Below are 22,296 nucleotides of genomic sequence, written 5' to 3' on the forward strand. Positions count from 1 at the left end.
TTGCTTTCAGAAATAGAAGGCTAAGCATCATTTAAAAACCCCTTACACTAGTAAGGGGAATATAATTAGACAAGCGAATTGAAGGAAAAGCCATCAACTGCTGAAATTCTTCCTCTCCACCATGTACCGCGGTTAGGAGTTTCTTGACTGTTTGTATTTAGATATTTCGCATCTTTAAGATGAATAAAGGTGAAAGGAGTCGAATTGTCTTTGGACTCTTGATCAGATTCTTCTTGTTTCTGCTTTGCGTATTCTTCTTTTAAATCATGAAACTTCTTTGAAATAATTTTTGACATCGTACTATCATGAAAATTCTTCGATGCTTCTGTGATTCCTTCATAATAGGCAGTTGCCCCAATAAGAGTTCCTGAGACAACAGTTCCGTTTACACTTAAAGTAACATCAACTTCAACTCCGTCTTGCTCAACAAGATCTAAAAACATCAAAATTATAGCATCATCAGTACCTGTTTGTTCTTGCTCTTTTTCTTTTGCCATATTGAAACACCTCGCTAATAACCGTTGGTAAACTTATCATGCCCTAAAAACCAGAGTATTCTTACTCCATTTTTTAACATTTAATCATAGTGGACAACTCCCTTCATATAATGTACAAGTCGGGTAAAAAGGGAGTGTGTGGTTTCATTGAGTATCAGCATATTAATTAGTTACATTTTTTTAGGATTATCCTTAGCTGCTCCGATTGGTCCAGTTAATTCTGCTCGATTAGATAAGGGAATAAAAAATGGATTTTGGCATGCATGGATTGTTGGAGCAGGAAGTATGGTTGCAGATGCTTTTTTTATGCTCTTTGTTTACCTAGGTATGGTGAATTTTTTAGATATACCCATTGTCCAAATTTTTCTATGGTTGTTTGGTGGATTTATTCTTATTTATTCAGGTATTGAGAGCATTCTAGGTGTGAACAAGGTTAATCTAACAATAAGTCGTAAAAAGGATTCCTTAACAAAATGCTTTTTTACTGGGTTTATGATGTCTATAACAAGCCCACTTTCTATTTTGTTTTGGTTAGGCATTTATGGCTCAGTATTAGCTAAGACGATCCAAATGAACGGTACAAGCCAGCTGCTGGTTTACAGCTGCATGATTTTTGTCGGGTTAACATTGTGGGACGTTTTTGTTGCTGGTCTTACAACAGGATTCCGTAAATTTTTAAATGATACAAGCTTAAAAGTAATCTCCATTATATCTGGTGCTTCATTACTAGGGTTTGGACTATATTTTGGTTATCAAGGGCTGAAAGCACTCTTTCATTTCTAACCCTGAAGAAATGTTTTTGACCATTACAGTTAGCAAAGCGATTGCCTTTATTCAATCGCTTTTTTCTTTTAAACTTATATTATTAAGAGGAAAAAGCTAATGTGGGTGAAGGGAGAAACTTATGACATCGATAATTAAATTAAAACACGTTTCACTTAAAAGAAATGGTCAATGGATTTTAAAGGATATTAATTGGGAGATCCAAAAGCATGAAAATTGGGTATTGTACGGATTAAATGGAGCTGGAAAAACAGCGCTCTTAAATATGCTTTGTGCGTACTATTTTCCAACTGAAGGAGATGTGAAAGTCTTAGGGAAGGCATTTGGTCATGATTATTTAGCGGAAAAACTTCGTCAAAAAATAGGACTAGTATCGACAAAACTACAACAGAAATTTTATCCATCAGATACTGCTTTTGAAATTGTATTAAGTGGTGCTTTTGCTTCAATCGGACTTTATGAGAAACCAACAGAAGAAATGAGACAAAAAGCGATTGAACTATTAAAAGAACTAAGCAGTTTACATTATGCGGATAGAGCATATGAAACGTTGTCACAGGGAGAAAGGCAGCGAGTTTTGATTGCTCGAGCATTAATGACAGAGCCAGAGCTGTTAATTTTAGATGAACCGACAACAGGTTTAGACTTTCTTGCACGTGAACAGCTATTAGAATCCATAGAAGCTATGATGAAAAAGGAATCTGCACCAACTCTTCTTTATGTTACTCATCATGTTGAAGAGATCTTGCCAATTTTTTCTCATACTCTTTTATTAAAAAGGGGAGAAGTATTCGATTCTGGTGAAACAAAAGAGATGCTATCTGCCAGGAAGCTTTCAGCTCTTTTTGAATCTGATGTTTCAGTCATCTGGGATGAAGGACGTGCAAGCTTAAGGAAGAAAGTTCAAACCATGGATTTAGAATAGTACTCGCTCTTTCTTAATAAAAATAGAAATAAGGCCTACATCTCTTACGATTTTTAAGGAAGTGTTCCAATGTTTTTAAAATCCTTTGAAACGAAACAAATGCTTGAGGCGATTTTAGAAAGTATTGATGAGGGGATCCATGCTGTTAATTCTGAAGGAGTCACAATTTTTTATAATCAAGTAGCTGCGAAACACGACGGAGTTGAAATGGAGGAAGTACTTGGGAAACATGTTCTTGAGGTATTTCCTTCATTAAATAAGCAAACAAGTACCTTGCTTAAGGTTATTGAGACAGGAAATACAATTTATCAGCAATCTCAGACCTATAAAAATAGTAAAGGTCAGCTAATTGATACGGTAAATACTACATTACCTATTAAAGTTGGGAATAACGTTGTTGGGGCTGTCGAAATTGCTAAGGACTTTACAAAAGTGAAACAACTTTCTCAAAAGCTTCTTGAACTTCAAGAAAAAATGAATGGACTGCAATCAAGGCCAATATCCACTTCAGGAGCAAAGTATGAGTGGGACCATTTTGTAACTGCATGTGAAGAAATAAAAGACTTAAAGAGGTTGGCTAAAAAAGCTGCCACTAGTACATCACCGGTTATGGTATATGGTGAGACTGGAACAGGAAAGGAGTTAATGGTTCAAGCCATTCATAATGGTTCCATAAGAAAAGATGGACCATTTATTGCTCAAAATTGCTCTTCTTTACCTGAATCCTTGCTTGAAAGTATTTTATTTGGGACGAAAAAGGGGAGTTACACAGGAGCGGTCGATCGGGCAGGATTATTTGAACTTGCTCATGGTGGAACGCTGTTTTTAGATGAGATTCATACAATGCCATTAGATTTTCAGGCAAAGCTATTACGAGTCCTGGAAGATGGGATTATTAGGCGAGTGGGAGGTGTTGATTCATATTCAGTAGATGTAAGAGTTATTGTCGCGATGAACGAGCATCCTTATATTTGTATGGAAAAGAAGCAATTAAGGACTGATCTATACTATCGGCTAAATGTATTTTTTCTTGAAATTCCTCCTTTAAGAAAGAGAACTGAAGATATCCCTCTATTAATTCATCATTTTATTCAAAAATATAACTATAATTTTGGTAAACTTGTCATTCATATTGATGAGAAAGTGATATCACTGTTAGAAAGTCATTCTTGGCCAGGAAATGTTAGGGAGCTTGAACATGTAATTGAATATGCGATGAACATGGTAGAAAATGAGGATACAATAACTATCCACCACTTACCTTCATTTATTAAAGATAAAGTTCCTGCTGAGAAGGTTGTAATGAAATCCTTTCGTGAAGTTGTTGAGAAAACAGAGAAAGACTTAATTCAACAAGCTTTACAAAAAACAAGTGGAAATGTGCTTAAGGCCTCCGAGATCCTTGAACTCCCAAGACAAACTCTTCAATATAAAATGAAAAAATATAAAATTCACTAAAAATGAGGTGGATACAATGACCTTGTCTTCCGAAACGAAGTTAATTTCAACATCTCGGTATGTCATGCAACTGTATTTAGATTATTTTAATGAACGAATTCGAGTCGATCATTACCGGGGAAATATGACAATGATTTTGCAGGAAATAGAAAGATTAAGCCTAGAAAATACCTTTCAAAAAATAATTTTTTACACACGCCCTGAGCAATGGATGGATCTCTTATCAAAAGGATATGAGATGGAAGCAGTCATAAAAGGATATTTTAATGGAGCAGATAACATGATTATGACGAAGTATATAGATGATAAACGAAGAACAAGTGAACACTGGATTCAAGAGAATACTATTCTTGAAAAAGTCTTTCAAAAAGAAAGACAAATAAATCAAACAGACTTACCTGCTCATTATCATTTCCGAAAAGCAGAAATCAACGATGCTGAACAACTGGCCGATTTATATGGCAAGGTATTTGAAATTTATCCAACACCGATGAATAATAAAGACTATGTAAAAAAACTGATTAATGCCGGCAATCTTTTTTATGTAGTGGAGAGCAATAACTTATTAGTTAGTGCTGCTTCTGCAGATGTGAACATTGATTTTAAAAATGCTGAGTTAACTGACTGTGCAACATTACCAGAACATAGAAAGTACGGGTTAATGAAAATGCTGCTATTATTTCTTGAAACAGATTTACGTAATAATGGGATTTTTTGTGCGTTTTCAATTGCGAGGTCACTATCCTTTGGGATGAATGCAGCATTTTATCAGCTCGGTTATGAATATAATGGGAGATTGACTAAGAACTGTTATATATTTGATAAGCTTGAAGATATGAACGTATGGGTGAAAGATCTCTCTCATTAACTGCCAAGTTTTTAACATGCTGCCGAATTTTTAGCAAGTTTAACAGATGTGATTTGCCCGAATCTTGGCAATGGCAGTTCTTTTTTATAAAAAGAAAGTTATTTCTTTATAAACATTCGAACTAAATTTATTTTAAAAAACGGTTAATCATAACGGTTTATCTAAAGGAAATGGTTTCCCTTCTTATAGTTGGCACAAATCTTGCTTAATAAATTGTGAATAACAAAATGTAAGGGGGAAATCTTCAGTATGCATGATTTATATAAACCGGACCGTCATTGGAAAGAAATTAGTTTATGGAAAGATGTCACGGATGAAAAATGGAATGATTGGATTTGGCAGCTAACAAATACAATCCGAACTCTTGATGATTTAAAGCAAGTCATTGACTTAACACCTGAGGAAGAAGAGGGTGTTAAAATATCTACAAAAACGATTCCACTCAATATTACTCCTTATTATGCATCACTTATGAATCCAACTGATACGAGATGTCCAATTCGAATGCAATCTGTTCCGATTAGCCAAGAAATAAAGAAAACGAAGTATGACTTGGAAGATCCGTTAGAGGAAGATGAAGATTCTCCTGTAGCAGGTTTAACACATCGTTATCCAGATCGTGTACTTTTCCTCGTCACCAATCAATGCTCCATGTATTGCCGTTACTGTACCCGCCGTCGTTTTTCGGGGCAAATTGGGATGGGGGTGCCTAAGAAGCAACTAGATGGTGCAATAGACTATATTCGCAATACACCAGAAGTTAGGGATGTTCTTTTATCTGGTGGAGATGGACTTTTAATAAATGACACAATTTTAGAATATATCTTAAAAAACTTGCGTGAAATCCCACATGTGGAAATCATTCGGATTGGCACAAGAGCACCTGTTGTGTTTCCGCAACGAATAACTGAAAACCTTTGTAACATTTTAAAAAAATATCATCCTGTTTGGTTAAACACACACTTTAATACGTCTATTGAGATAACAGAAGAATCTAAGCGTGCTTGTGAAATGCTTGTTGATGCAGGTGTGCCTGTCGGCAATCAGGCTGTTATTTTAGCAGGAATTAATGACAGTGTTTCGATTATGAAAAAGCTCATGCATGACTTGGTGAAAATTAGAGTCCGCCCTTATTACATTTATCAGTGTGATCTCTCAGAAGGGATCGGTCACTTTAGAGCGCCGATTTCAAAAGGATTAGAAATTATCGAAGGCTTACGAGGACATACGAGCGGTTATGCTGTTCCAGCCTTCGTCGTTGATGCACCTGGTGGTGGAGGGAAAATTACATTACAACCAAACTATGTCATTTCGCAAAGTCCGACTAAAACGGTACTACGCAACTTTGAAGGTGTAATCACAACGTATCCCGAACCAGAAAAGTATATTGCAGGGCGTGCAGATGATTACTTTAATGAGATTTATGGAGGGGAAATGATTAAACCGTCTAAAACAGGTATTACCTCTCTTTTAAATGATGAGAAATTTAACCTTGTACCAGAGTCATTAGAACGTCTTCACCGTAGACAAAGCTTCCAAGAAGATCCAAATTATTCATCATTAAAAGAAAAGCGAGAAAAGCGTGATGAATTAAAGGAGAAAAAGTTTCAGGCACAACAAAAGAAAGAAAGTTAGGTAACAAACAGAGGTAAAAGGGAGGTGTCATTATTTTAAATGAAATGTGAATGGTGTGAATCCGCTAATGTAATAAACATAACCTGTACAGTTTTTTGGGAACTGCCTGATGGTACACGTGCTATTGAAATTACCGACACGCCTGGTGTGAAATGTACCTCATGTGGAATGGAATATCAAGATGAAAAGATAATTGAGGAGCTAGAAGATCAGCTGTATTTGATTGATACGAAGAAAGTAGATAAAGTGATTTCTTTCCACTCATTGATGACAATGCCTAGGTTATTAAAACGTAACTATTTTAAATTTTAAGGTTGCTTATGTAAAAGAAAGAGGCGATCGTATGAAGCGGTCATTATTAATTAAACCAACCATGAATGAGCAATATCCAACTGTGAGTTATGGGAAGGGGATTTATCTATACGATAATACGGGAAAGCGATATATTGATGGATCCTCAGGTGCAGTTACAGCGAGCCTTGGTCACGGTGTAGAAGAAATTATTAAAAGCATGCAAAATCAAGCTAATAAAGTTTCATTTGTTTATCGTTCTCAATTTACTTCAGAGCCAGCTGAACGTCTGGCTGAGAAATTAAACAAACTTGTTGATGCTAATGAAGATTATTGGTCCTTTTTTGTAAATAGTGGATCAGAAGCAACGGAAACAGCGATGAAGGTTGCAATCCAATATTGGCAGGAGCAAGGGAATTTTAAGAAGCAAAGAATTTTGTCGCGGTGGGTGAGCTACCATGGGATCACTCTTGGTGCGTTATCTATGTCTGGACATGTCAATCGCAGGGAACGATTTGTTTCCTTATTAGAGGATTATCCCTCTGTTACAGCTCCTTATTGCTACAGATGTCCTTTTGATAAAACCTATCCTTCTTGTCAGTTAGTGTGTGCATCTGAAGTGGAAGCAGCAATAAAAAGAATCGGAGCTGATCATATTGCTGCTTTCATCGCTGAACCAATTATTGGTGCAGCAGGAGGTGTTATTGTACCCCCGGACGGATATTATCAGAAAGTTAGAGAGATTTGTGATCGCTACAACATTTTATTTATAGCGGATGAAGTAATGACGGGAATCGGTCGAACTGGTAAAATGTTCGGCCTAGATCATTGGGGAGTAAAGGCTGATATTATTGCACTGGGAAAAGGAATGAGTGCGGGCTTTACCCCTATTGCTGCAACACTCGTAAGTGAAAAAGTGATGAAACCGATTCTAGATGGCTCAAACTCTATCATGAGTGGCCATACGTATAGTGCCAACCCTCAATCAGCAGCTAGTGCATTAGCGGTTTTAGATTATATTGAGAATCATAAGTTAGTAGATAAGGTAAAAGAACATGGCAAATACTTGCTGAAAAGACTTAGGGAAGAAACAGCCAACTTTGACATAATTGGTGATGTCCGTGGAAAAGGATTAATGATCGGGGTTGAGTTTGTTTCTGATAATAAAATAAAACAATCCTTTCAATGTAATGGTGCTGTTACAAACAAGATTGTAAAAAAAGCTAGAGAAAAAGGCTTATTAATCTATCCTTCCTCCGCAGGTCATGATGGGGTTGGTGGAGATGCGATTATCATTTCTCCTCCCTTTATTATCTTAAAAGATGAAATAGAGGAACTTGTTTCTATTTTTAAGGAAGTTGTTTCCGAAATACAGTCAGAGTTAAGACTAACAGGGGGAACAGACCATGAAGCAACCAATGCCAAAGAAGAGGATAAATAAGGTTGGGAGTTTAGAAGAAGGTTTTTCCCGTATTATTGATGGATGTTCACTTATGTTTGGAGGATTTGGAGGAGTAGGAAATCCACCTACTATTATAAATGGCATACTTCAAAAGGGAATAAAGGATTTAACACTCATAGGAAATGATGCCGGATTTCCTACAATAGGGATTGGCAAAGTGGTTAGTCAAGGAAGGGCGAAAAAAATGATCGTCTCCCATATTGGATCAAATCCGGTTGCAGGGCAGCTAATGATAGATGGCAAAATGGAAGTTGAATTTTGCCCTCAAGGAACATTGGCAGAACGAATTAGGGCAGGTGGAGTTGGTCTTGGAGGTATTCTCACTGATATCGGGATTGATAGCATGATTGAAGAAGGCAAACAAATGATCAAGATAAACGGCCAAGACTTTTTATTAGAAACAGCACTTACAGCAGATGTTTCAATCGTTTACGCCAAAAAAGCTGATACCTTTGGAAACCTTGTATATGAAACAAGTGCCCGCAATAACAACCCCCTAGTAGCAATGGCTGGTCGATATACAATCGTCGAAGCTGAACAAATCGTCGAAACAGGAGAACTTGATCCAGAAGCCATCATCACACCAGGCGTATACGTAGACATCGTCGTCCAAAGCAAAGGGATTGATTGGAAATGGGCTTGGGAGTAGTGGGTGGTGCCTGTTCCGGGGAGACGTGGAAGTGGTGCCTGTCATTCCCCGAATTATGTCGAAATTCCGAAAGGGGAGGTCAGAAAAGTGGCAGAATTAGATGCTAGAAATAGAATTGCCAAACGGGCAGCTAAGGAAATTGAAGAAGGCATGATTGTTAATTTAGGTATTGGAATTCCTTCTCTTGTACCAAACCATTTACCTGAGAATCTACAAGTGATGTTTCAGGCCGAAAACGGAATCTTAGGAATGGGTGAGTCACCCAAAAAGGGAGAAGAAAATCCAACATTGTGCAATGCAGCAGGCTTTCCGGTGACGATTGTGCCGGGAGCATCTTATTTTGATAGTGCCACAGCTTTTGGAATGATTCGTTCAGGTTATTTAGACATGACCATTCTCGGTGGACTACAGGTAAGTGAAGAAGGTGATTTAGCAAACTGGATTGTTCCAGGTAAACGAGTACCTGGTATTGGTGGGGCGATGGAGTTAGCAAAAAAAGCAAAAAAAGTCATTGTTTTAATGAATCATTGTGATAAAAAAGGGCAGTCCAAAATTGTTAAAACATGTACACTTCCTTTAACCGCAAAAAGGTGTGTTAGCATGATTATTACAGAAATGGCAGTAATTGAAGTAACAAATGAGGGTTTACTGTTAAAAGAAGTGATGAAACCATATTCAGTTGAAGAAGTTGTGAGTCTTACAAATGCTAAATTACAACTATCAGAAAATAGTAAGAACAGAACCTACTAAAAAGAGATGGGGGATGAAGGGTGAACGGAGAACGAGAGATGCTTCGGGCACAAATTAACCAATGGCTAGCTAATAATCATGATCATGGAATAAAGCTATTACAAAATTTAGTTCAAGAAAATAGCATACAGGGGAATGAGCGGAAAGCTCAAACAATTGTTATTGAAAAACTACGCAAAATTGGCTTAAAAGTGGATGCGTGGGAGCCTGAGGGGAAACAGCTAGTTGAACATCCTTATTTTGCTTCACCAAGAACTGAATTTAAAGGCAGTCTAAATGTTGTTGGTGTATTAAAGGGAACAGGTGAAGGTCGTTCTCTTATACTAAATGGACATATTGATGTTGTGCCTGAGGGTGATGTAACACAGTGGGACCAGAATCCCTATAGCGGGAAGGTAATTGATGGGAAGCTTTATGGTCGTGGTGCAACAGATATGAAGGGGGGCAATGTTTCCCTTCTTTTGGCATTATCTGCTTTACGTGCACTTGGTATTCCGTTGAAAGGTGATGTTATTTTTCAAAGTGTAATAGAAGAAGAAAGTGGCGGCGCTGGCACACTAGCAGCGATATTAAGAGGTTACCAGGCAGATGCTGCTCTCATTCCTGAGCCGACAAATATGAAAATATTCCCGAAGCAGCAAGGATCAATGTGGTTTCGGTTAAAAGTTAAAGGTCTAGCTGCACACGGAGGAACACGGTATGAAGGAGTCAGTGCAATTGAAAAAACTATGATCGTGATTGAACATATTAAAAAACTTGAAAAAAGTAGAAATGAGCGTATTACAGATTCCCTCTACAATAATATCCCTATTCCTATCCCAATTAATATAGGAAAAATTGAAGGTGGAGATTGGCCATCCTCTGTCGCTGATCTTGTCAAACTAGAAGGAAGAGTAGGCATTTCTCCCGATGAAAAGATAGAGCAAGCTCAGAAAGAATTTGAACAATGGATTCAAGACCTAGAAAAAGTTGATCCGTGGTTTGCTAAATATCCAGTTTCTCTTGAATGGTTTGGAGCAAGATGGGTTCCGGGTTCAATTGATCTTAATCATCCGTTCATGTCTTCATTAACAAAAAGCTACTCAAAAGTTACAGGCGAGCAACCAGTTATCGAAGCATCTCCATGGGGAACAGATGGTGGCCTGCTAACTTCAGTTGGTTCAACTCCGACTATTGTGTTTGGGCCGGGCGTTACTGAAAAAGCTCACTACCCAAATGAATACATTGAAATTGATAAAGTTTTTGAAGCCGCTGAAATTATTGCGCTAACAATTGTTGATTGGTGTGGAGTTGAACGGTAGAGTCGTTTTCATTTAGAATATTCACTTTACAATACGCTAATCTCTTAAAATAGGTAGGGATTGGCGTAAAATACATATTTAAGAGCCAAAATTATATTTATAAGAGTTTATTAAAAATTCTAAATAGCGGAAATAAACAATCGCGAAATTAGGTGAATAATGAAAAAATGTGTATAATCAATTGTAGCAAGAATGATTCCGTACTAGATTACTATTTTAAAATGCTTTCGGAGTCAAAGAGAGGAAGGATACATTTTGAGTACTATTGTTTCTACTTTACCAAGATTTGATCATGTAGGAAGTTTTCTACGACCACAGCGTATAAAAGAAGCACGTAAACAGTATGCTGAAGGAAGTATAACATCTGAAGAATTAACGAATATAGAAAATGAAGAAATTACAAAGTTAGTAACTAAGCAAAAAGAAGTAGGCCTAAAAACAATTACTGATGGAGAATTTAGACGCGGCTGGTGGCACTTTGATTACTTAGCAGGATTAGAGGGTATTGAGGTTGTTGAAACAGAGCGTGGTGTACCATTCCATGATGTGGAAACTTCTGCTTTCAATATTCAGATTAATGGCAAAATTAAATTTAATAATCACTATATGCTTGAGCATTTCCGTTTTTTAAACGAAGTAGTTGGTAACGAAGGTCATATTGCAAAAATGATTATTCCAAGTCCAAATATGATTTTCTTTAGAGAAGGAATTGGCAGTGATTTTGAAAAACAATTTTATAGTAGTTTAGAAGAAATTTATGTAGATCTCATTCAAGCATACAAAGACGCAGTAATTGCATTTTATGATGAAGGCTGCCGTTACTTACAGCTTGATGACACGGCTTGGGCATTATTTTTTGATGAGAGCAGTCGTAACCTTGTAAGAGCTTTTGGGTCTGATCCAGACGAACTGATCCATCAGTTTAAGCATGCAGTAAATGAAGTTACTTCTGTTAAGCCAGATGATATGGTTATGACAATGCATATTTGTCGTGGAAACTACAAATCATCCTATGCTTCTTCTGGAAGCTATGATGGTGCATCAGAAATTATTTTTGGACAACTTAACCTTGATGGTCTATTCCTAGAGTTTGATGATAGTCGTTCAGGTGGTTTTGAGCCACTTCGCCACATTAAGAGAAGTGACCTTCACGTAGTGTTGGGTCTAATCACAACAAAAACACCCTCACTTGAGGATGCCGATGCTATTAAAGCTCGAATTAACGAAGCGGCACAATACGTATCTTTAGATCAGTTACACTTAAGTCCACAATGTGGATTCGCATCCACAGAAGAAGGTAACTTACTAACTGAAGAAGAGCAATGGGCGAAGGTTCGCCACGTTATTGACATTGCGAATAGTGCTTGGAAGTAGTCTGACAAGTGACAGGCACGACCCGAAGTATGTCGAATGAAAGAGGCTGTACCAAATTGGTAAGGCCTCTTTTGCTTGTTAATGTATCAAATCATTTTTTGTATCAATATAGAGGCTTCCGTCTTTCTGAACTTGAGCATAAAATACGTCTGATATCGATTCAATTCCGGATTGTTGTAATTGCTGTTCAAGCCATTCTTGATTTAGGTTTAATTTTTGTAGGTTTGTTGAGATTACTCTTCCGTCATTTATTACCTCAGTAGCTATTGGAAAATAAACGGGTTTTGTAGATTGAATATTCATATCCGCTTTCGTTAACGGTTGTTGGGCTTCTTTCTTCATAACGGATAACTTACCATCCGTTTCGAAAATAGCATAATCAACATCAAGCACAGAAAATACATTTTTTTGTCTAAGCAAGGCATTTAATGCATTAACATCTAGGCGAACTTTACGAAGTTCATCCTCCATAATTTTCCCGTTTTTAATCAAAATTCGCGGCTGTCCCTCAATGACTGTACGTACTCTCTTCGATTTGATATCGATATAACCAAGAGCAATTGTGAATAGACTCCATCCAACCAATGCTATAATGCCGTTTCTAATTGAAACTGTTGAATTGATTACTAATGAAGCCCCAATCGTACCGATCGCAATTCCAGAAACAAAATTGAAAAAAGTCATTTGAGAGATTTCTTTTCGTCCCATTATTCTCGTTAAAACTAATAGCGTAGTAAAGGCAATAGCGATTCTTGATATTAATTCTATAATCGACATATTCATTCTCCTAAATGAAATTTATATATTATTAATCTTTTTCCTTTTAGCTTAAATTATGTATTTTATTTCACACCACAAAAACAAATAAAAAAACTCGTCATCAAATTGTAATAAATTACCTTTGTGAACTCCCGTTTCTTCCTATTTTTTCTTATATAATAAAAGAAAGGAGGTATTAATATGCATTCAATATCAAAGAAAAACCTGATTAGTTTTTTTATTCTGCTTTCATTAATTATCACAACCAACACAATGCTGTATCGTGTGGAATTTGTGAAACCGCTCCCAAATGAGGTTGCGTTAGGTTCTTTGTTTGATTTTATTATTGTGGTCCCTTTATTGACCTATTTTTTTATCATAAGAAAACGCTACTCTTTAAAATATTTACTTCCTGTTGCATTAGCAGGCTATGGAATTGCTTATCTCGTTGTACCGAACGGACTACTTTCTTCCTATTCTTTTGTTAAATATCTGCTTTTTGCGGGGGAAGCTGCGTTACTATTACTAGAGCTTTATATTGTTTATAAATTAATAACAAAAATACCTGCTATCTTAAAAAGAGTAAAAACACATCAAGCGGAAATTCCTACTCTGCAATATCGAATAGAACAGTCTATTTATCATGAGTTAAAGCCTTCACGATTCTTAAACATCATCGTATCTGAGCTTTCTATGTTTTATTTTAGTCTTTGCACTTGGAGAAAAAAGTCACTAACAATAAGTAATAATCAAGAAATGTTTACGTACCACAAAAAATCAAGCTCTATGGCATTAAATATCATGCTAATTCACGCCTTGATCCTCGAATCTGTAGGGTTTCATTTTCTGCTACATTCTTGGAATGAGGTTGTGGCTATCATCTCACTCGTTTTGAATGTGTATACCCTTTTCTTTTTATTAGCTGAAATTCAAGCAATTCGTCTAACGCCTTTTATAATCACTGACCGGCTTGTGTCTTTACAGGTTGGATTAGGAAAGCAGCTAATCGTACCTTTAGAGGAAATAAAAAGCATACATTATTATGATGGTCCCGAAAAATTGTCCAAAGATGAGAGTAAAAAGGTATTTGATGCAGTACTAGCTGATTTTATGAAAGAAAAGCCAATATTTGAAATCGAATTTACTTGTGAGCAGGAAGCAAAATTCATGTATGGCTTTAAGAGAAAAGTAAAGAAAGTACATCTCTCACCGGATGAACCAGAGAGATTTTATCAAACGTTAATAAGTAAGATAGAGGATTAATTAAACCGTAGATATACTTGTTCAGTTAGAAGTTAATAATAAATACGACACTAAAAAAACCCCACTATTATAAGTGGAGTTTAAGTGTTTGTTGAGATTAATTGCTTTAATGGGTTAAGCATATATTCATGAAATATAACAACTCTCGATGAATGTGCAAAATGTTCCTCAAAGGTGAATAGGAAATCTTGATAAAACGAAAGAAAGCTCTCAGCATTACATACATTTTGTGTAGTAAATATTCCAGATCGATTTATACATACATTTTCATATTTTAGAGAAAGTCTCTTTATTGGCTTTAAGAGCTTTTTAACATCACGTATCCGGTATATTTCGCGTAATTGTTCTAGAATTTCTTTTGCATCTTGTTGCAGCTGTTTAGAAAGCTTTAGGTTTATCATCCTAATGTCTTTAGGTGATTCTTCTTCAAAGATAAATTGTTTTAGCATAATCATGTCAGACTTAATTGGTTCACACAAATAGCTTTGGTAGATACGAAGTGTATTGTAAGCATCATACATAGGGTTGTGCTTATCACCTAGAAACTCTAATCCGTACAGAGCTAATCCATCCTCAACCGATATATTATTCTTAGAAACTCTTTTTTTGAAAGTATCTTGAAAGTCTGTATATCGTGTTTCGATTTTTCTAATTGTCCGTTCTGGGATGCTATGTTTTAATGAATCGATTTTTAAACGTGATAAATCACTTGGAGACCAGGAAAAATATTGAGACTTCTTTAACCCACCAACCCATTCAAGAAAATCAGCAAAAACGTCTTTAAAATCGCTAGCTTTTTCTAAATCAGAATCATCAATACCCGTTAACGTTTTGCAGAAGTCAGTTAATGGGTTTCTATTTTCTGGTCTAATAAATCGATCAAAATATGAAATTTCTTCTGAATCTAACTCATATTTTACCGCGCCCAAACGAATGGCTTCCATCTTCTCAAAAGCCATCCCTTGATCAGAGCATAACATCTCGAAATCAAAGAAAATATATTGTTTTATGTCCGCCATTCATTTCCCCCCTTTAACAGGTAATTATATTGGGGAAAGTTAAAAATGAAAAGATCCAATAAGTGTAAAATGAAGATTTTAAATACTTTTAATAGATGAAATATGTCATGATTGTAAAAAATAGACAATTTAATAGGAACTTTTATGAAGATCAACCGTAATAATTTATAGCATTACTTTCTAATACTAGAAGGGAGAATGACATGAATTTAACTGAGTTAAGAGAGCGGGCGTTAGAAATCGGGAAGGTCACGGAAGACTTTGATCTAGAAATTGAAGAGTTACGATTAGAAGATGAGGTTGCTTGTTTTGTATGGAAACATAGAGAGTATGAAGATAATGGTGTTTGGATTGAGATTAGTATGAATGGAACACTACTTGATTTAAATAAAGACCTACTATCACCATCAGCCTTAATCTTTTCTGAGAAACAGTTATATGAAAAGGCAATAGACTTTGTTTTAAATCATTACCCTTCGGCACTTCATCAGTTTACTTTGGAGGAATGGAAAAGAGAAGAAAATAGAGGATATAGACTTTCATACGTGCAAAAAGAAGAAGGTTTAGCCCTTCCTCATACCGGATTTTGGTTGTCAATATTAGAAGATGGAGAAGTAGTGCTATTTAAATATATGGGAATTGCTGAGGATATTAGAATTCCACAATTTATCATGGAAAAAGAGAAGATGAAGGAAAGATTTCTACGAGAACTTGAAATGGAATTACAAACTACAAATCTATCTAATAAGTTACATGACTATACTGGCGCTTCGTCAAAGCTTGTTTATGAGCCGTCTTTCCCTTTCAGCGATTTGTTTGCTGATGGGACAAGTGTGTTAAAGGATGTTGAGGAAGATGCAGAAGAAGACCTGGAGTTGCTTTCTCCTCCTAAAATAGAGAGGTTACTTAACGAGTTGATTGGTTTTAATGAAGATGAATTTGAGAAAATACGTGAAAGTGATTTAGGTGATGAGATCGGCTCGGTTTGGAGACCAAAGGCTTTTACTAGTGAAGTTGAAGGAACGTCAATTAATGATTTTTTTCAGAAGAGAAATCAGCTTACACTAAAGTTTAAGCATGACAAGAAAACAAATCAGATACGCGGGCTGTTTTCGTTTCTTGACCGAAAAGGAGATTTATTTCTTAATGAGGAACAATGTAAGAAGCTTGCGCTAGAATTTTTGTTTTCACTTTATCCAAATGCGGATGAGTTTTTACGAATGGTTAGGAGGAATTCTCAAGATGAAGAAGAGGGGGATTTTATCCATTTCCACTTTAACGTCCATTGGGGTAATGTTCGAAATCGATTTGGTTCAGCATGGATAGGTGTGAACAGAACAACCGGGACAATCGATCATTACCTGGGTCCTGACATGAACCTTGAGGATCTTAAGAAAATAAACCCAAAGCCAGCCATTTCTATGCAGGAAGCAGTGAAAAATTATCAAAGATACTTTGACGTGAAGCTTAAGTGGAAAAAGGAGTATAAAGAACAAACTTCTTATTATGTAATGGTTTATGTACCTGATTTTCCGAAGCTGGATGGAAAGATAGCGTTTATCGATGCACAGAATGGAGAAGTAATCGTATCAAAAGACTTTTAAAATTCCTTTATAAAAAGGAAAAAGCATAAGAAGATACCTCATATCTACTTATGCTTCTTATTTTATTTGTTCAAAAACCATTTTAAGAAAGGCGGTAATTTCTTGTCTACGATTTTTAATTCATCCATTAATAATTTGTCTTGATGGTCTGTTATCCAATTTTCAAGTTCTTTTTTTGTGTTTAGTTGGGTATAGTAAGTTTCTCCCTTTTTACCTACCGCATTGACAACAAACCGACATGTGTTCCCCATAAATGCCCACCTTTATGAAATAATCTATCCATTTAGCATTATAACAAGGGAAAAATTAATTTCTAGCCTTTACTTATAGGAAAGAAGGGAGTAAAATTTAACTCTTTACCTTAATTATAGTAAGACCTCTTGGACCTCGATTGGACTTAGAGCATTTGACTGGTTTATATAGATGAAAGCATTGTATCTATCTGACATGATTGATGGTACATAATTTCCATAATGTTCGTAAGCAGGATTATAGACAACTCCGATTGCTCGATGCCCAATCGTCTTATTGAAAAGATGCTTATTTTGTTCATTGAATACTAAATATTTATCATGTGAACCTGCTTGATACATACAGTCTTCCCAACTGCCAGATTGAGCGGGAGGGGTGACCATTTTCTCTAGGTTTACACCCCATTGATCTGCTGCAATAACTGTTCCGTGATGTGTGCCAAATCCAATGATAAAAAGCTGGTCTTCCCCTTTTTGTTCCCTTAAGAGCTGTCCTACGTTTACAATTCCTTCGTTAACCATGTCTGTTGCACGTGCGTCCCCAACATGGGTGTTATGCTCCCAAATAATACCCTTTGCATTTTCTCCATAAAATTGATGGATTTTATTAATGACTTCTACCATATGACGGTCACGAATATTCCATGATTCATTATCATTCAATACCATTGTTCGGTAATAATTTTCAGCATTTGCTGTGATGATTGCATTTACTTCAAGGTCCAATGCATTTTCTTCATTACTTGAATAATTTGATTTATTCAGACGGATATCTGATAATAATTTGGAAACCTCCTCGTGGCAGCCTTCACCATAAAATGAAGCAGAAATGCCGTATTTTTCAGGGCGGCGATTAAATGGTTCAAAACAAGCAAAAGCTTTTTTTGCTGTTTCAACTTGAGAAGGAGTTGTTCTTTCTAAATACTTAATAATTTCATCAATTGATTCCCATAAAGAGTAAACATCTATTCCATAGAAACCAACCTTTCTATCTTCGGCTTGATTTTGATTGTAATTTTTTAACCATTCAATTAAATCAATCATTTCCTCATTGGCCCACATCCATGTTGGCCAGCGATTAAAGGATTTTAGCACATCACGTGCATGTGAGGATTGTTTATCAATACCTTTTATATATCTATTTACTTGCTGACATGCAGGCCAGTCACCTTCAACTGCAAGATATGTAAATCCTTTTTCCTTTATAAGTTTTTTCGAAAGTTCTGCTCTCATTGTGTAAAACTCAGAAGTACCATGAGAAGATTCTCCAAGAAGGACAAATTGGTGGTCACTAATTTCATTTATCAAAGAATCTAAATCCTTAGATTCATGTATTGGCTTAGAATAATCTTTAATCGCTTGAATTAATTTGTTGGGCATTTTTTATTCCCCCTTTTACTTATTGTTTATATTCAGCATTATATGAGTTTTCACCAGAATGAACAGACAATAAGGTGTCTGCGTAGCCGACAAGTCGATTAACTATTTCATCAGAAATCGAATAAACAAGTTGGTGATGTTTTCTTATATGTAATTCAGGATCATCAAAGATAATAGTCGTATTGATAAAAATATGCTTCGTATCAAAAAGATTGTAGTGAATGATTGTTTTTCCAGCAGCTCCACCTGTTAAAGGATCTTTATAACTTGGTAAAAAAACATACCATTCCTCTGCAGAAGGTGAGCGAAAGTTCTTAGTATAGGTCATTCCTTTTAGTTCTTCTTCAATTTTAAGCTTCAGGTCTTCGTCCATTACTTCAATAATGTTATCTTTCATCACCGATCTCCTTTGGTTTAATCAGCGGGGTTCGCATCAACAGCAATTTCATACGCATCTAAAACGATATTCTTTTTAATTGGATCTGTAACTCCAACAAGATATTGACCATCTTTCTCGTCTAAAACCTGCATAATGATGGGATCATCATTATTCTCATTTGATGTTAATAGAGCATAGGTTTCAGCTTCCACAGCAAGTAATGCTTCAACTGAGAACGTTCTTTCTTTTCCGTACTCATCTTCAACAGTAATAATATCTCTTTCTTCCTCTAAGCTCATTTCTATACACCTCCAAAAATGTCAAAAGTAGTTTATCCTATTTAGAATGATTTAATGAGATAGAGAAAGGGGGGACGAACTTTTTAAGAAAACAAAGGGATAATTGCCTATAAGTGTTTACCTTTTTTATACTAGATGATAAGATTATCTTCATTGTCGAGAAAATGTATTAAGATATTGACACATAATTAATTAATGTGATAAATTATAAATCCTGCTTCGTTGAAGTGAAACATGATAAATAAGTTTTTTATAAAAAGGTCTTGAAATTTTTTGTGAAGTTATTATAATAATATTTGTCTTTAAAAATTGTCTGGTAATGATGGCGAAGAGGTCACACCCGTTCCCATGCCGAACACGGAAGTTAAGCTTTTCAGCGCCGATGGTAGTTGGGGGATTCCCCCTGTGAGAGTAGGACGTTGCCAGGCATGATCATTTTATGGTCATGAAACAATTAAAATATGGCCCATTGGTCAAGCGGTTAAGACACCGCCCTTTCACGGCGGTAACACGGGTTCGAATCCCGTATGGGTCACTTACTATAACTTAATATAGGAAGTAACGTATTAATTTGGAGGATTAGCTCAGCTGGGAGAGCACCTGCCTTACAAGCAGGGGGTCGGCGGTTCGATCCCGTCATCCTCCACCATAATATTTCGCTCTAGCGAAACAACTTAAAAAGCGGGTGTGGCGGAATTGGCAGACGCGCTAGACTTAGGATCTAGTGTCCTTGTGACGTGGGGGTTCAAGTCCCTTCACCCGCACCATGTTTTTTTTATGATAGTAAAATAACTATCCAGTACGCGGAAGTAGTTCAGTGGTAGAACACCACCTTGCCAAGGTGGGGGTCGCGGGTTCGAATCCCGTCTTCCGCTCCAATAGTAGTGCCGGGGTGGCGGAACTGGCAGACGCACAGGACTTAAAATCCTGCGGTAGGTGACTACCGTACCGGTTCGATTCCGGTCCTCGGCACCATAGTTTTTTCGCGCTAGCGAAAATAACTACCTTAATTTTTATAGATTAATTTAGATTATATGCGCCCGTAGCTCAATTGGATAGAGCGTTTGACTACGGATCAAAAGGTTAGGGGTTCGACTCCTCTCGGGCGCGCCAATATTAGATTTAAAAGTAAGATGTGTGAATAAGAGTTGTGCTTTTAAGCAAAGCTAAGTCTCTGATCTCCACATACATCTTTGATATTTAGTACGGGAAGTAGCTCAGCTTGGTAGAGCACTTGGTTTGGGACCAAGGGGTCGCAGGTTCGAATCCTGTCTTCCCGACCATTCATTATTAAGGGGCCTTAGCTCAGCTGGGAGAGCGCCTGCTTTGCACGCAGGAGGTCAGCGGTTCGATCCCGCTAGGCTCCACCAAATTTGTTTAATTTCTTTATAAGTAACATATACAATTATGGCGGTGTAGCTCAGCTGGCTAGAGCGAGCCGTAAACATCATGAATAAGCTTCATTGTAGGCTTGCGAGGAATGTGTCTGACAAGAGACATGACGAGCATGGTTTTTAAACAGTGAGCGTTTTGTCATTATGGCGGTGTAGCTCAGCTGGCTAGAGCGTACGGTTCATACCCGTGAGGTCGTGGGTTCGATTCCCTCCGCCGCTACCATTTGCACAAACGGCCAATAGGTCACATATGTTATTGGAGGAATACCCAAGTCCGGCTGAAGGGATCGGTCTTGAAAACCGACAGGGGTGTCAAAGCCCGCAGGGGTTCGAATCCCCTTTCCTCCTCCATATTTATTTTTTATTTTATTATCGCGGGGTGGAGCAGTCTGGTAGCTCGTCGGGCTCATAACCCGAAGGTCGCAGGTTCAAATCCTGTCCCCGCAACCAAACTTTAAATGTAATGTTATGGTAAATGTTAAGGTAAGTTATTTTCACTTCGTTAAAAAACTCCGGTCCGGTAGTTCAGTTGGTTAGAATGCCTGCCTGTCACGCAGGAGGTCGCGGGTTCGAGTCCCGTCCGGACCGCCATTATTATAATAGATAATAATGGAAATTCAGACTCTAATTTTTGAGTAAAAGGGTTTCAATAAGCGAGAAGGTCGAGGAAGCAAGTGAACGAGCACCGGAGCGTATGACTATACGTGAGGATGTGAGTGAGGGAGCTGACGAAGAGATTCGAAGCTTAGTGGAAGCCGTAAACTTTTTTGGGCTCGGTAGCTCAGTTGGTAGAGCACGTTCGAATATGCTTCTCTGAATAAACTTCAGCGTACTCATCGAGCTGCTTCTTGAATAAACCCTCCGAGATGAGGACGATTTACTAATTGAAAACCTTAAAATACTACCAAGTTATCAGAACAAATAACTAATACGTAAAGAAGCAATCCTGTATCTTATATATTAATACTAACTAATTATATGGCTCGGTAGCTCAGTTGGTAGAGCAATGGACTGAAAATCCATGTGTCGGCGGTTCGATTCCGTCCCGAGCCACCTTTCAATTTTGCAAAAAAAATGCCGGTGTAGCTCAATTGGTAGAGCACGATCGAATATGCTTCGAAGTATTTGCTTCAGCACACAAATCGAGCCGCTTCTTGAATAATCTTTCTGAGATTTGGGTGACTGGTAAGTAAGATAGAGCTTTATATAGATATCTATAATAATGCCGGTGTAGCTCAATTGGTAGAGCAACTGACTTGTAATCAGTAGGTTGGGGGTTCAAGTCCTCTCGCCGGCACTCTTATATATGGAGGGGTAGCGAAGTGGCTAAACGCGGCGGACTGTAAATCCGCTCCTTAGGGTTCGGCAGTTCGAATCTGCCCCCCTCCACCATAGATTTTTGTGATAGCAAAATATCTTCCACTGATTCTAAAAAAAATCTTAGGGGCATAGTTTAACGGTAGAATAGAGGTCTCCAAAACCTTTGGTGTGGGTTCGATTCCTACTGCCCCTGCCAATTTAAAATTTTGTGGCGGTTGTGGCGAAGTGGTTAACGCATCGGATTGTGGTTCCGACATTCGTGGGTTCGATTCCCATCAGCCGCCCCAATTTTATATTCAGACTTGTTGCTTAGTAACTTGTTACTTAGTAATTATAGATGCAGAAAAGAAATTTCCTCTTGTTGGTTTGAGCACAAGACATTAATTTATGTGTAAAAAGTGTGGAATATGAAGTGAACGAGACTGATTAAGGTTGAAAGTATACCTAGTAGTCGACGATATTTCGTGTTATTTCCTGTCAGAAATAACCCAAAATATCCTCTTGCGATGAGGATTCATGTAGCATATTCAAGGAAGCCAATTCTTGAAGCTAATTCAATGGGCTATAGCCAAGCGGTAAGGCATCGCACTTTGACTGCGACATGCGTTGGTTCGAATCCAGCTAGCCCAGCCATT

Annotated in this window: 20 protein-coding genes, 18 tRNA genes and 1 rRNA gene; 32 read left to right on the forward strand and 7 right to left on the reverse strand. The window is 37.1% G+C overall.

Going from position 1 to position 22,296, the window contains the following annotated elements:
• Positions 1 to 65: 65 nt before the first annotated feature.
• Positions 66 to 497, reverse strand: a complete 432-nt coding sequence (gvpU, locus tag D9842_RS01550) for a gas vesicle accessory protein GvpU (RefSeq protein WP_121660979.1) — start codon at positions 495 to 497, stop codon at positions 66 to 68.
• Positions 498 to 644: 147 nt separating this feature from the next.
• Here gvpU and D9842_RS01555 point away from each other — a divergent pair, with 147 nt between their 5' ends.
• From D9842_RS01555 to D9842_RS01605, 11 genes are all read left to right on the forward strand, one after another.
• Positions 645 to 1,280 (forward strand): LysE family transporter, encoded by a 636-nt coding sequence (locus D9842_RS01555; protein ID WP_121660980.1) that lies wholly within the window; start codon positions 645 to 647, stop codon positions 1,278 to 1,280.
• 121 nt (positions 1,281 to 1,401) lie between these two features.
• Positions 1,402 to 2,205, forward strand: coding sequence for an ABC transporter ATP-binding protein (locus tag D9842_RS01560; RefSeq protein ID WP_121660981.1), 804 nt, complete (start codon positions 1,402 to 1,404; stop codon positions 2,203 to 2,205).
• 69 nt (positions 2,206 to 2,274) lie between these two features.
• The gene (locus D9842_RS01565; protein ID WP_121660982.1) at positions 2,275 to 3,663 is read left to right on the forward strand and encodes a sigma-54 interaction domain-containing protein; all 1,389 of its coding nucleotides are present in this window, start codon (positions 2,275 to 2,277) and stop codon (positions 3,661 to 3,663) included.
• 16 nt (positions 3,664 to 3,679) lie between these two features.
• Positions 3,680 to 4,531, forward strand: coding sequence for a putative beta-lysine N-acetyltransferase (gene ablB, locus D9842_RS01570; RefSeq protein ID WP_121660983.1), 852 nt, complete (start codon positions 3,680 to 3,682; stop codon positions 4,529 to 4,531).
• Positions 4,532 to 4,780: 249 nt separating this feature from the next.
• Entirely contained in the window at positions 4,781 to 6,166 is a 1,386-nt protein-coding gene (gene ablA, locus D9842_RS01575) for a lysine 2,3-aminomutase (protein WP_121660984.1), read from the forward strand.
• Positions 6,167 to 6,205: 39 nt separating this feature from the next.
• Complete coding sequence (locus tag D9842_RS01580; RefSeq protein WP_121660985.1) at positions 6,206 to 6,478, forward strand: YokU family protein; 273 nt, start codon at positions 6,206 to 6,208, stop codon at positions 6,476 to 6,478.
• Between the two features lie 31 nt (positions 6,479 to 6,509).
• Positions 6,510 to 7,898 carry an aspartate aminotransferase family protein gene (locus D9842_RS01585; protein WP_121660986.1) on the forward strand — a complete coding sequence of 463 codons (1,389 nt, stop codon included), beginning with the start codon at positions 6,510 to 6,512 and terminating at the stop codon, positions 7,896 to 7,898.
• Positions 7,864 to 8,568: a CoA transferase subunit A gene (locus D9842_RS01590; protein ID WP_121660987.1), complete on the forward strand. Its 705-nt coding sequence runs from the start codon at positions 7,864 to 7,866 to the stop codon at positions 8,566 to 8,568. Before D9842_RS01585 ends, D9842_RS01590 begins: the two co-directional genes overlap by 35 nt.
• 87 nt (positions 8,569 to 8,655) lie before the next feature.
• On the forward strand, positions 8,656 to 9,318 hold the full coding sequence (locus D9842_RS01595) for a CoA transferase subunit B (protein ID WP_121664907.1): 663 nt from the start codon (positions 8,656 to 8,658) through the stop codon (positions 9,316 to 9,318).
• A gap of 38 nt (positions 9,319 to 9,356) precedes the next feature.
• Entirely contained in the window at positions 9,357 to 10,619 is a 1,263-nt protein-coding gene (locus D9842_RS01600; RefSeq protein ID WP_121664908.1) for a peptidase, read from the forward strand.
• A 255-nt stretch (positions 10,620 to 10,874) separates the two neighbouring features.
• Positions 10,875 to 11,993, forward strand: coding sequence for a 5-methyltetrahydropteroyltriglutamate--homocysteine S-methyltransferase (locus D9842_RS01605; protein ID WP_121660988.1), 1,119 nt, complete (start codon positions 10,875 to 10,877; stop codon positions 11,991 to 11,993).
• Positions 11,994 to 12,071: 78 nt separating this feature from the next.
• On the opposite strand, the gene D9842_RS01610 is transcribed toward D9842_RS01605, so the two are convergent.
• Positions 12,072 to 12,770: a DUF421 domain-containing protein gene (locus D9842_RS01610; RefSeq protein WP_121660989.1), complete on the reverse strand. Its 699-nt coding sequence runs from the start codon at positions 12,768 to 12,770 to the stop codon at positions 12,072 to 12,074.
• Positions 12,771 to 12,953: 183 nt separating this feature from the next.
• Here D9842_RS01610 and D9842_RS01615 point away from each other — a divergent pair, with 183 nt between their 5' ends.
• Positions 12,954 to 14,015: a hypothetical protein gene (locus D9842_RS01615; RefSeq protein ID WP_121660990.1), complete on the forward strand. Its 1,062-nt coding sequence runs from the start codon at positions 12,954 to 12,956 to the stop codon at positions 14,013 to 14,015.
• An 80-nt stretch (positions 14,016 to 14,095) separates the two neighbouring features.
• Here the strand turns inward: D9842_RS01615 and D9842_RS01620 are convergent, their stop codons facing one another.
• Positions 14,096 to 15,034: a 3'-5' exonuclease gene (locus D9842_RS01620; RefSeq protein ID WP_121660991.1), complete on the reverse strand. Its 939-nt coding sequence runs from the start codon at positions 15,032 to 15,034 to the stop codon at positions 14,096 to 14,098.
• 203 nt (positions 15,035 to 15,237) lie between these two features.
• Between D9842_RS01620 and D9842_RS01625 the strand changes: the two genes are divergently transcribed.
• On the forward strand, positions 15,238 to 16,638 hold the full coding sequence (locus tag D9842_RS01625; RefSeq protein ID WP_121660992.1) for a YcdB/YcdC domain-containing protein: 1,401 nt from the start codon (positions 15,238 to 15,240) through the stop codon (positions 16,636 to 16,638).
• A 62-nt stretch (positions 16,639 to 16,700) separates the two neighbouring features.
• On the opposite strand, the gene D9842_RS01630 is transcribed toward D9842_RS01625, so the two are convergent.
• From D9842_RS01630 to D9842_RS01645, 4 genes are all read right to left on the reverse strand, one after another.
• On the reverse strand, positions 16,701 to 16,889 hold the full coding sequence (locus D9842_RS01630) for a hypothetical protein (RefSeq protein ID WP_098798479.1): 189 nt from the start codon (positions 16,887 to 16,889) through the stop codon (positions 16,701 to 16,703).
• 114 nt (positions 16,890 to 17,003) lie between these two features.
• On the reverse strand, positions 17,004 to 18,269 hold the full coding sequence (locus D9842_RS01635) for an erythromycin esterase family protein (RefSeq protein WP_121660993.1): 1,266 nt from the start codon (positions 18,267 to 18,269) through the stop codon (positions 17,004 to 17,006).
• Between the two features lie 19 nt (positions 18,270 to 18,288).
• Positions 18,289 to 18,666 carry a hypothetical protein gene (locus D9842_RS01640; RefSeq protein ID WP_121660994.1) on the reverse strand — a complete coding sequence of 126 codons (378 nt, stop codon included), beginning with the start codon at positions 18,664 to 18,666 and terminating at the stop codon, positions 18,289 to 18,291.
• A 17-nt stretch (positions 18,667 to 18,683) separates the two neighbouring features.
• Complete coding sequence (locus tag D9842_RS01645; RefSeq protein ID WP_121660995.1) at positions 18,684 to 18,947, reverse strand: DUF1292 domain-containing protein; 264 nt, start codon at positions 18,945 to 18,947, stop codon at positions 18,684 to 18,686.
• Positions 18,948 to 19,259: 312 nt separating this feature from the next.
• Between D9842_RS01645 and rrf the strand changes: the two genes are divergently transcribed.
• From rrf to D9842_RS01740, 19 genes are all read left to right on the forward strand, one after another.
• A 5S ribosomal RNA gene (gene rrf / locus D9842_RS01650) occupies positions 19,260 to 19,375 on the forward strand.
• Positions 19,376 to 19,410: 35 nt separating this feature from the next.
• Positions 19,411 to 19,482: transfer RNA gene (locus D9842_RS01655), tRNA-Glu, on the forward strand.
• A 38-nt stretch (positions 19,483 to 19,520) separates the two neighbouring features.
• Positions 19,521 to 19,596 (forward strand) — tRNA-Val (locus D9842_RS01660).
• A 32-nt stretch (positions 19,597 to 19,628) separates the two neighbouring features.
• Positions 19,629 to 19,714, forward strand: a tRNA-Leu gene (locus D9842_RS01665).
• Positions 19,715 to 19,750: 36 nt separating this feature from the next.
• Positions 19,751 to 19,825 (forward strand) — tRNA-Gly (locus tag D9842_RS01670).
• 8 nt (positions 19,826 to 19,833) lie between these two features.
• Positions 19,834 to 19,922 (forward strand) — tRNA-Leu (locus D9842_RS01675).
• A 61-nt stretch (positions 19,923 to 19,983) separates the two neighbouring features.
• A tRNA-Arg gene (locus D9842_RS01680) sits at positions 19,984 to 20,060 on the forward strand.
• 93 nt (positions 20,061 to 20,153) lie between these two features.
• A tRNA-Pro gene (locus D9842_RS01685) sits at positions 20,154 to 20,230 on the forward strand.
• A gap of 11 nt (positions 20,231 to 20,241) precedes the next feature.
• A tRNA-Ala gene (locus tag D9842_RS01690) sits at positions 20,242 to 20,317 on the forward strand.
• A 170-nt stretch (positions 20,318 to 20,487) separates the two neighbouring features.
• Positions 20,488 to 20,564: transfer RNA gene (locus tag D9842_RS01695), tRNA-Met, on the forward strand.
• Between the two features lie 35 nt (positions 20,565 to 20,599).
• A tRNA-Ser gene (locus D9842_RS01700) sits at positions 20,600 to 20,692 on the forward strand.
• Positions 20,693 to 20,714: 22 nt separating this feature from the next.
• Positions 20,715 to 20,791, forward strand: a tRNA-Met gene (locus D9842_RS01705).
• Positions 20,792 to 20,855: 64 nt separating this feature from the next.
• Positions 20,856 to 20,932: transfer RNA gene (locus D9842_RS01710), tRNA-Asp, on the forward strand.
• 389 nt (positions 20,933 to 21,321) lie between these two features.
• Positions 21,322 to 21,394: transfer RNA gene (locus D9842_RS01715), tRNA-Phe, on the forward strand.
• 171 nt (positions 21,395 to 21,565) lie between these two features.
• Positions 21,566 to 21,638 (forward strand) — tRNA-Thr (locus tag D9842_RS01720).
• Positions 21,639 to 21,649: 11 nt separating this feature from the next.
• Positions 21,650 to 21,733 (forward strand) — tRNA-Tyr (locus D9842_RS01725).
• Positions 21,734 to 21,783: 50 nt separating this feature from the next.
• Positions 21,784 to 21,857: transfer RNA gene (locus D9842_RS01730), tRNA-Trp, on the forward strand.
• A gap of 15 nt (positions 21,858 to 21,872) precedes the next feature.
• Positions 21,873 to 21,948, forward strand: a tRNA-His gene (locus tag D9842_RS01735).
• 271 nt (positions 21,949 to 22,219) lie between these two features.
• Positions 22,220 to 22,294 (forward strand) — tRNA-Gln (locus D9842_RS01740).
• Positions 22,295 to 22,296 lie beyond the last annotated feature (2 nt).

Source organism: Metabacillus litoralis, from assembly GCF_003667825.1.
Classification (GTDB): domain Bacteria; phylum Bacillota; class Bacilli; order Bacillales; family Bacillaceae; genus Metabacillus; species Metabacillus litoralis_B.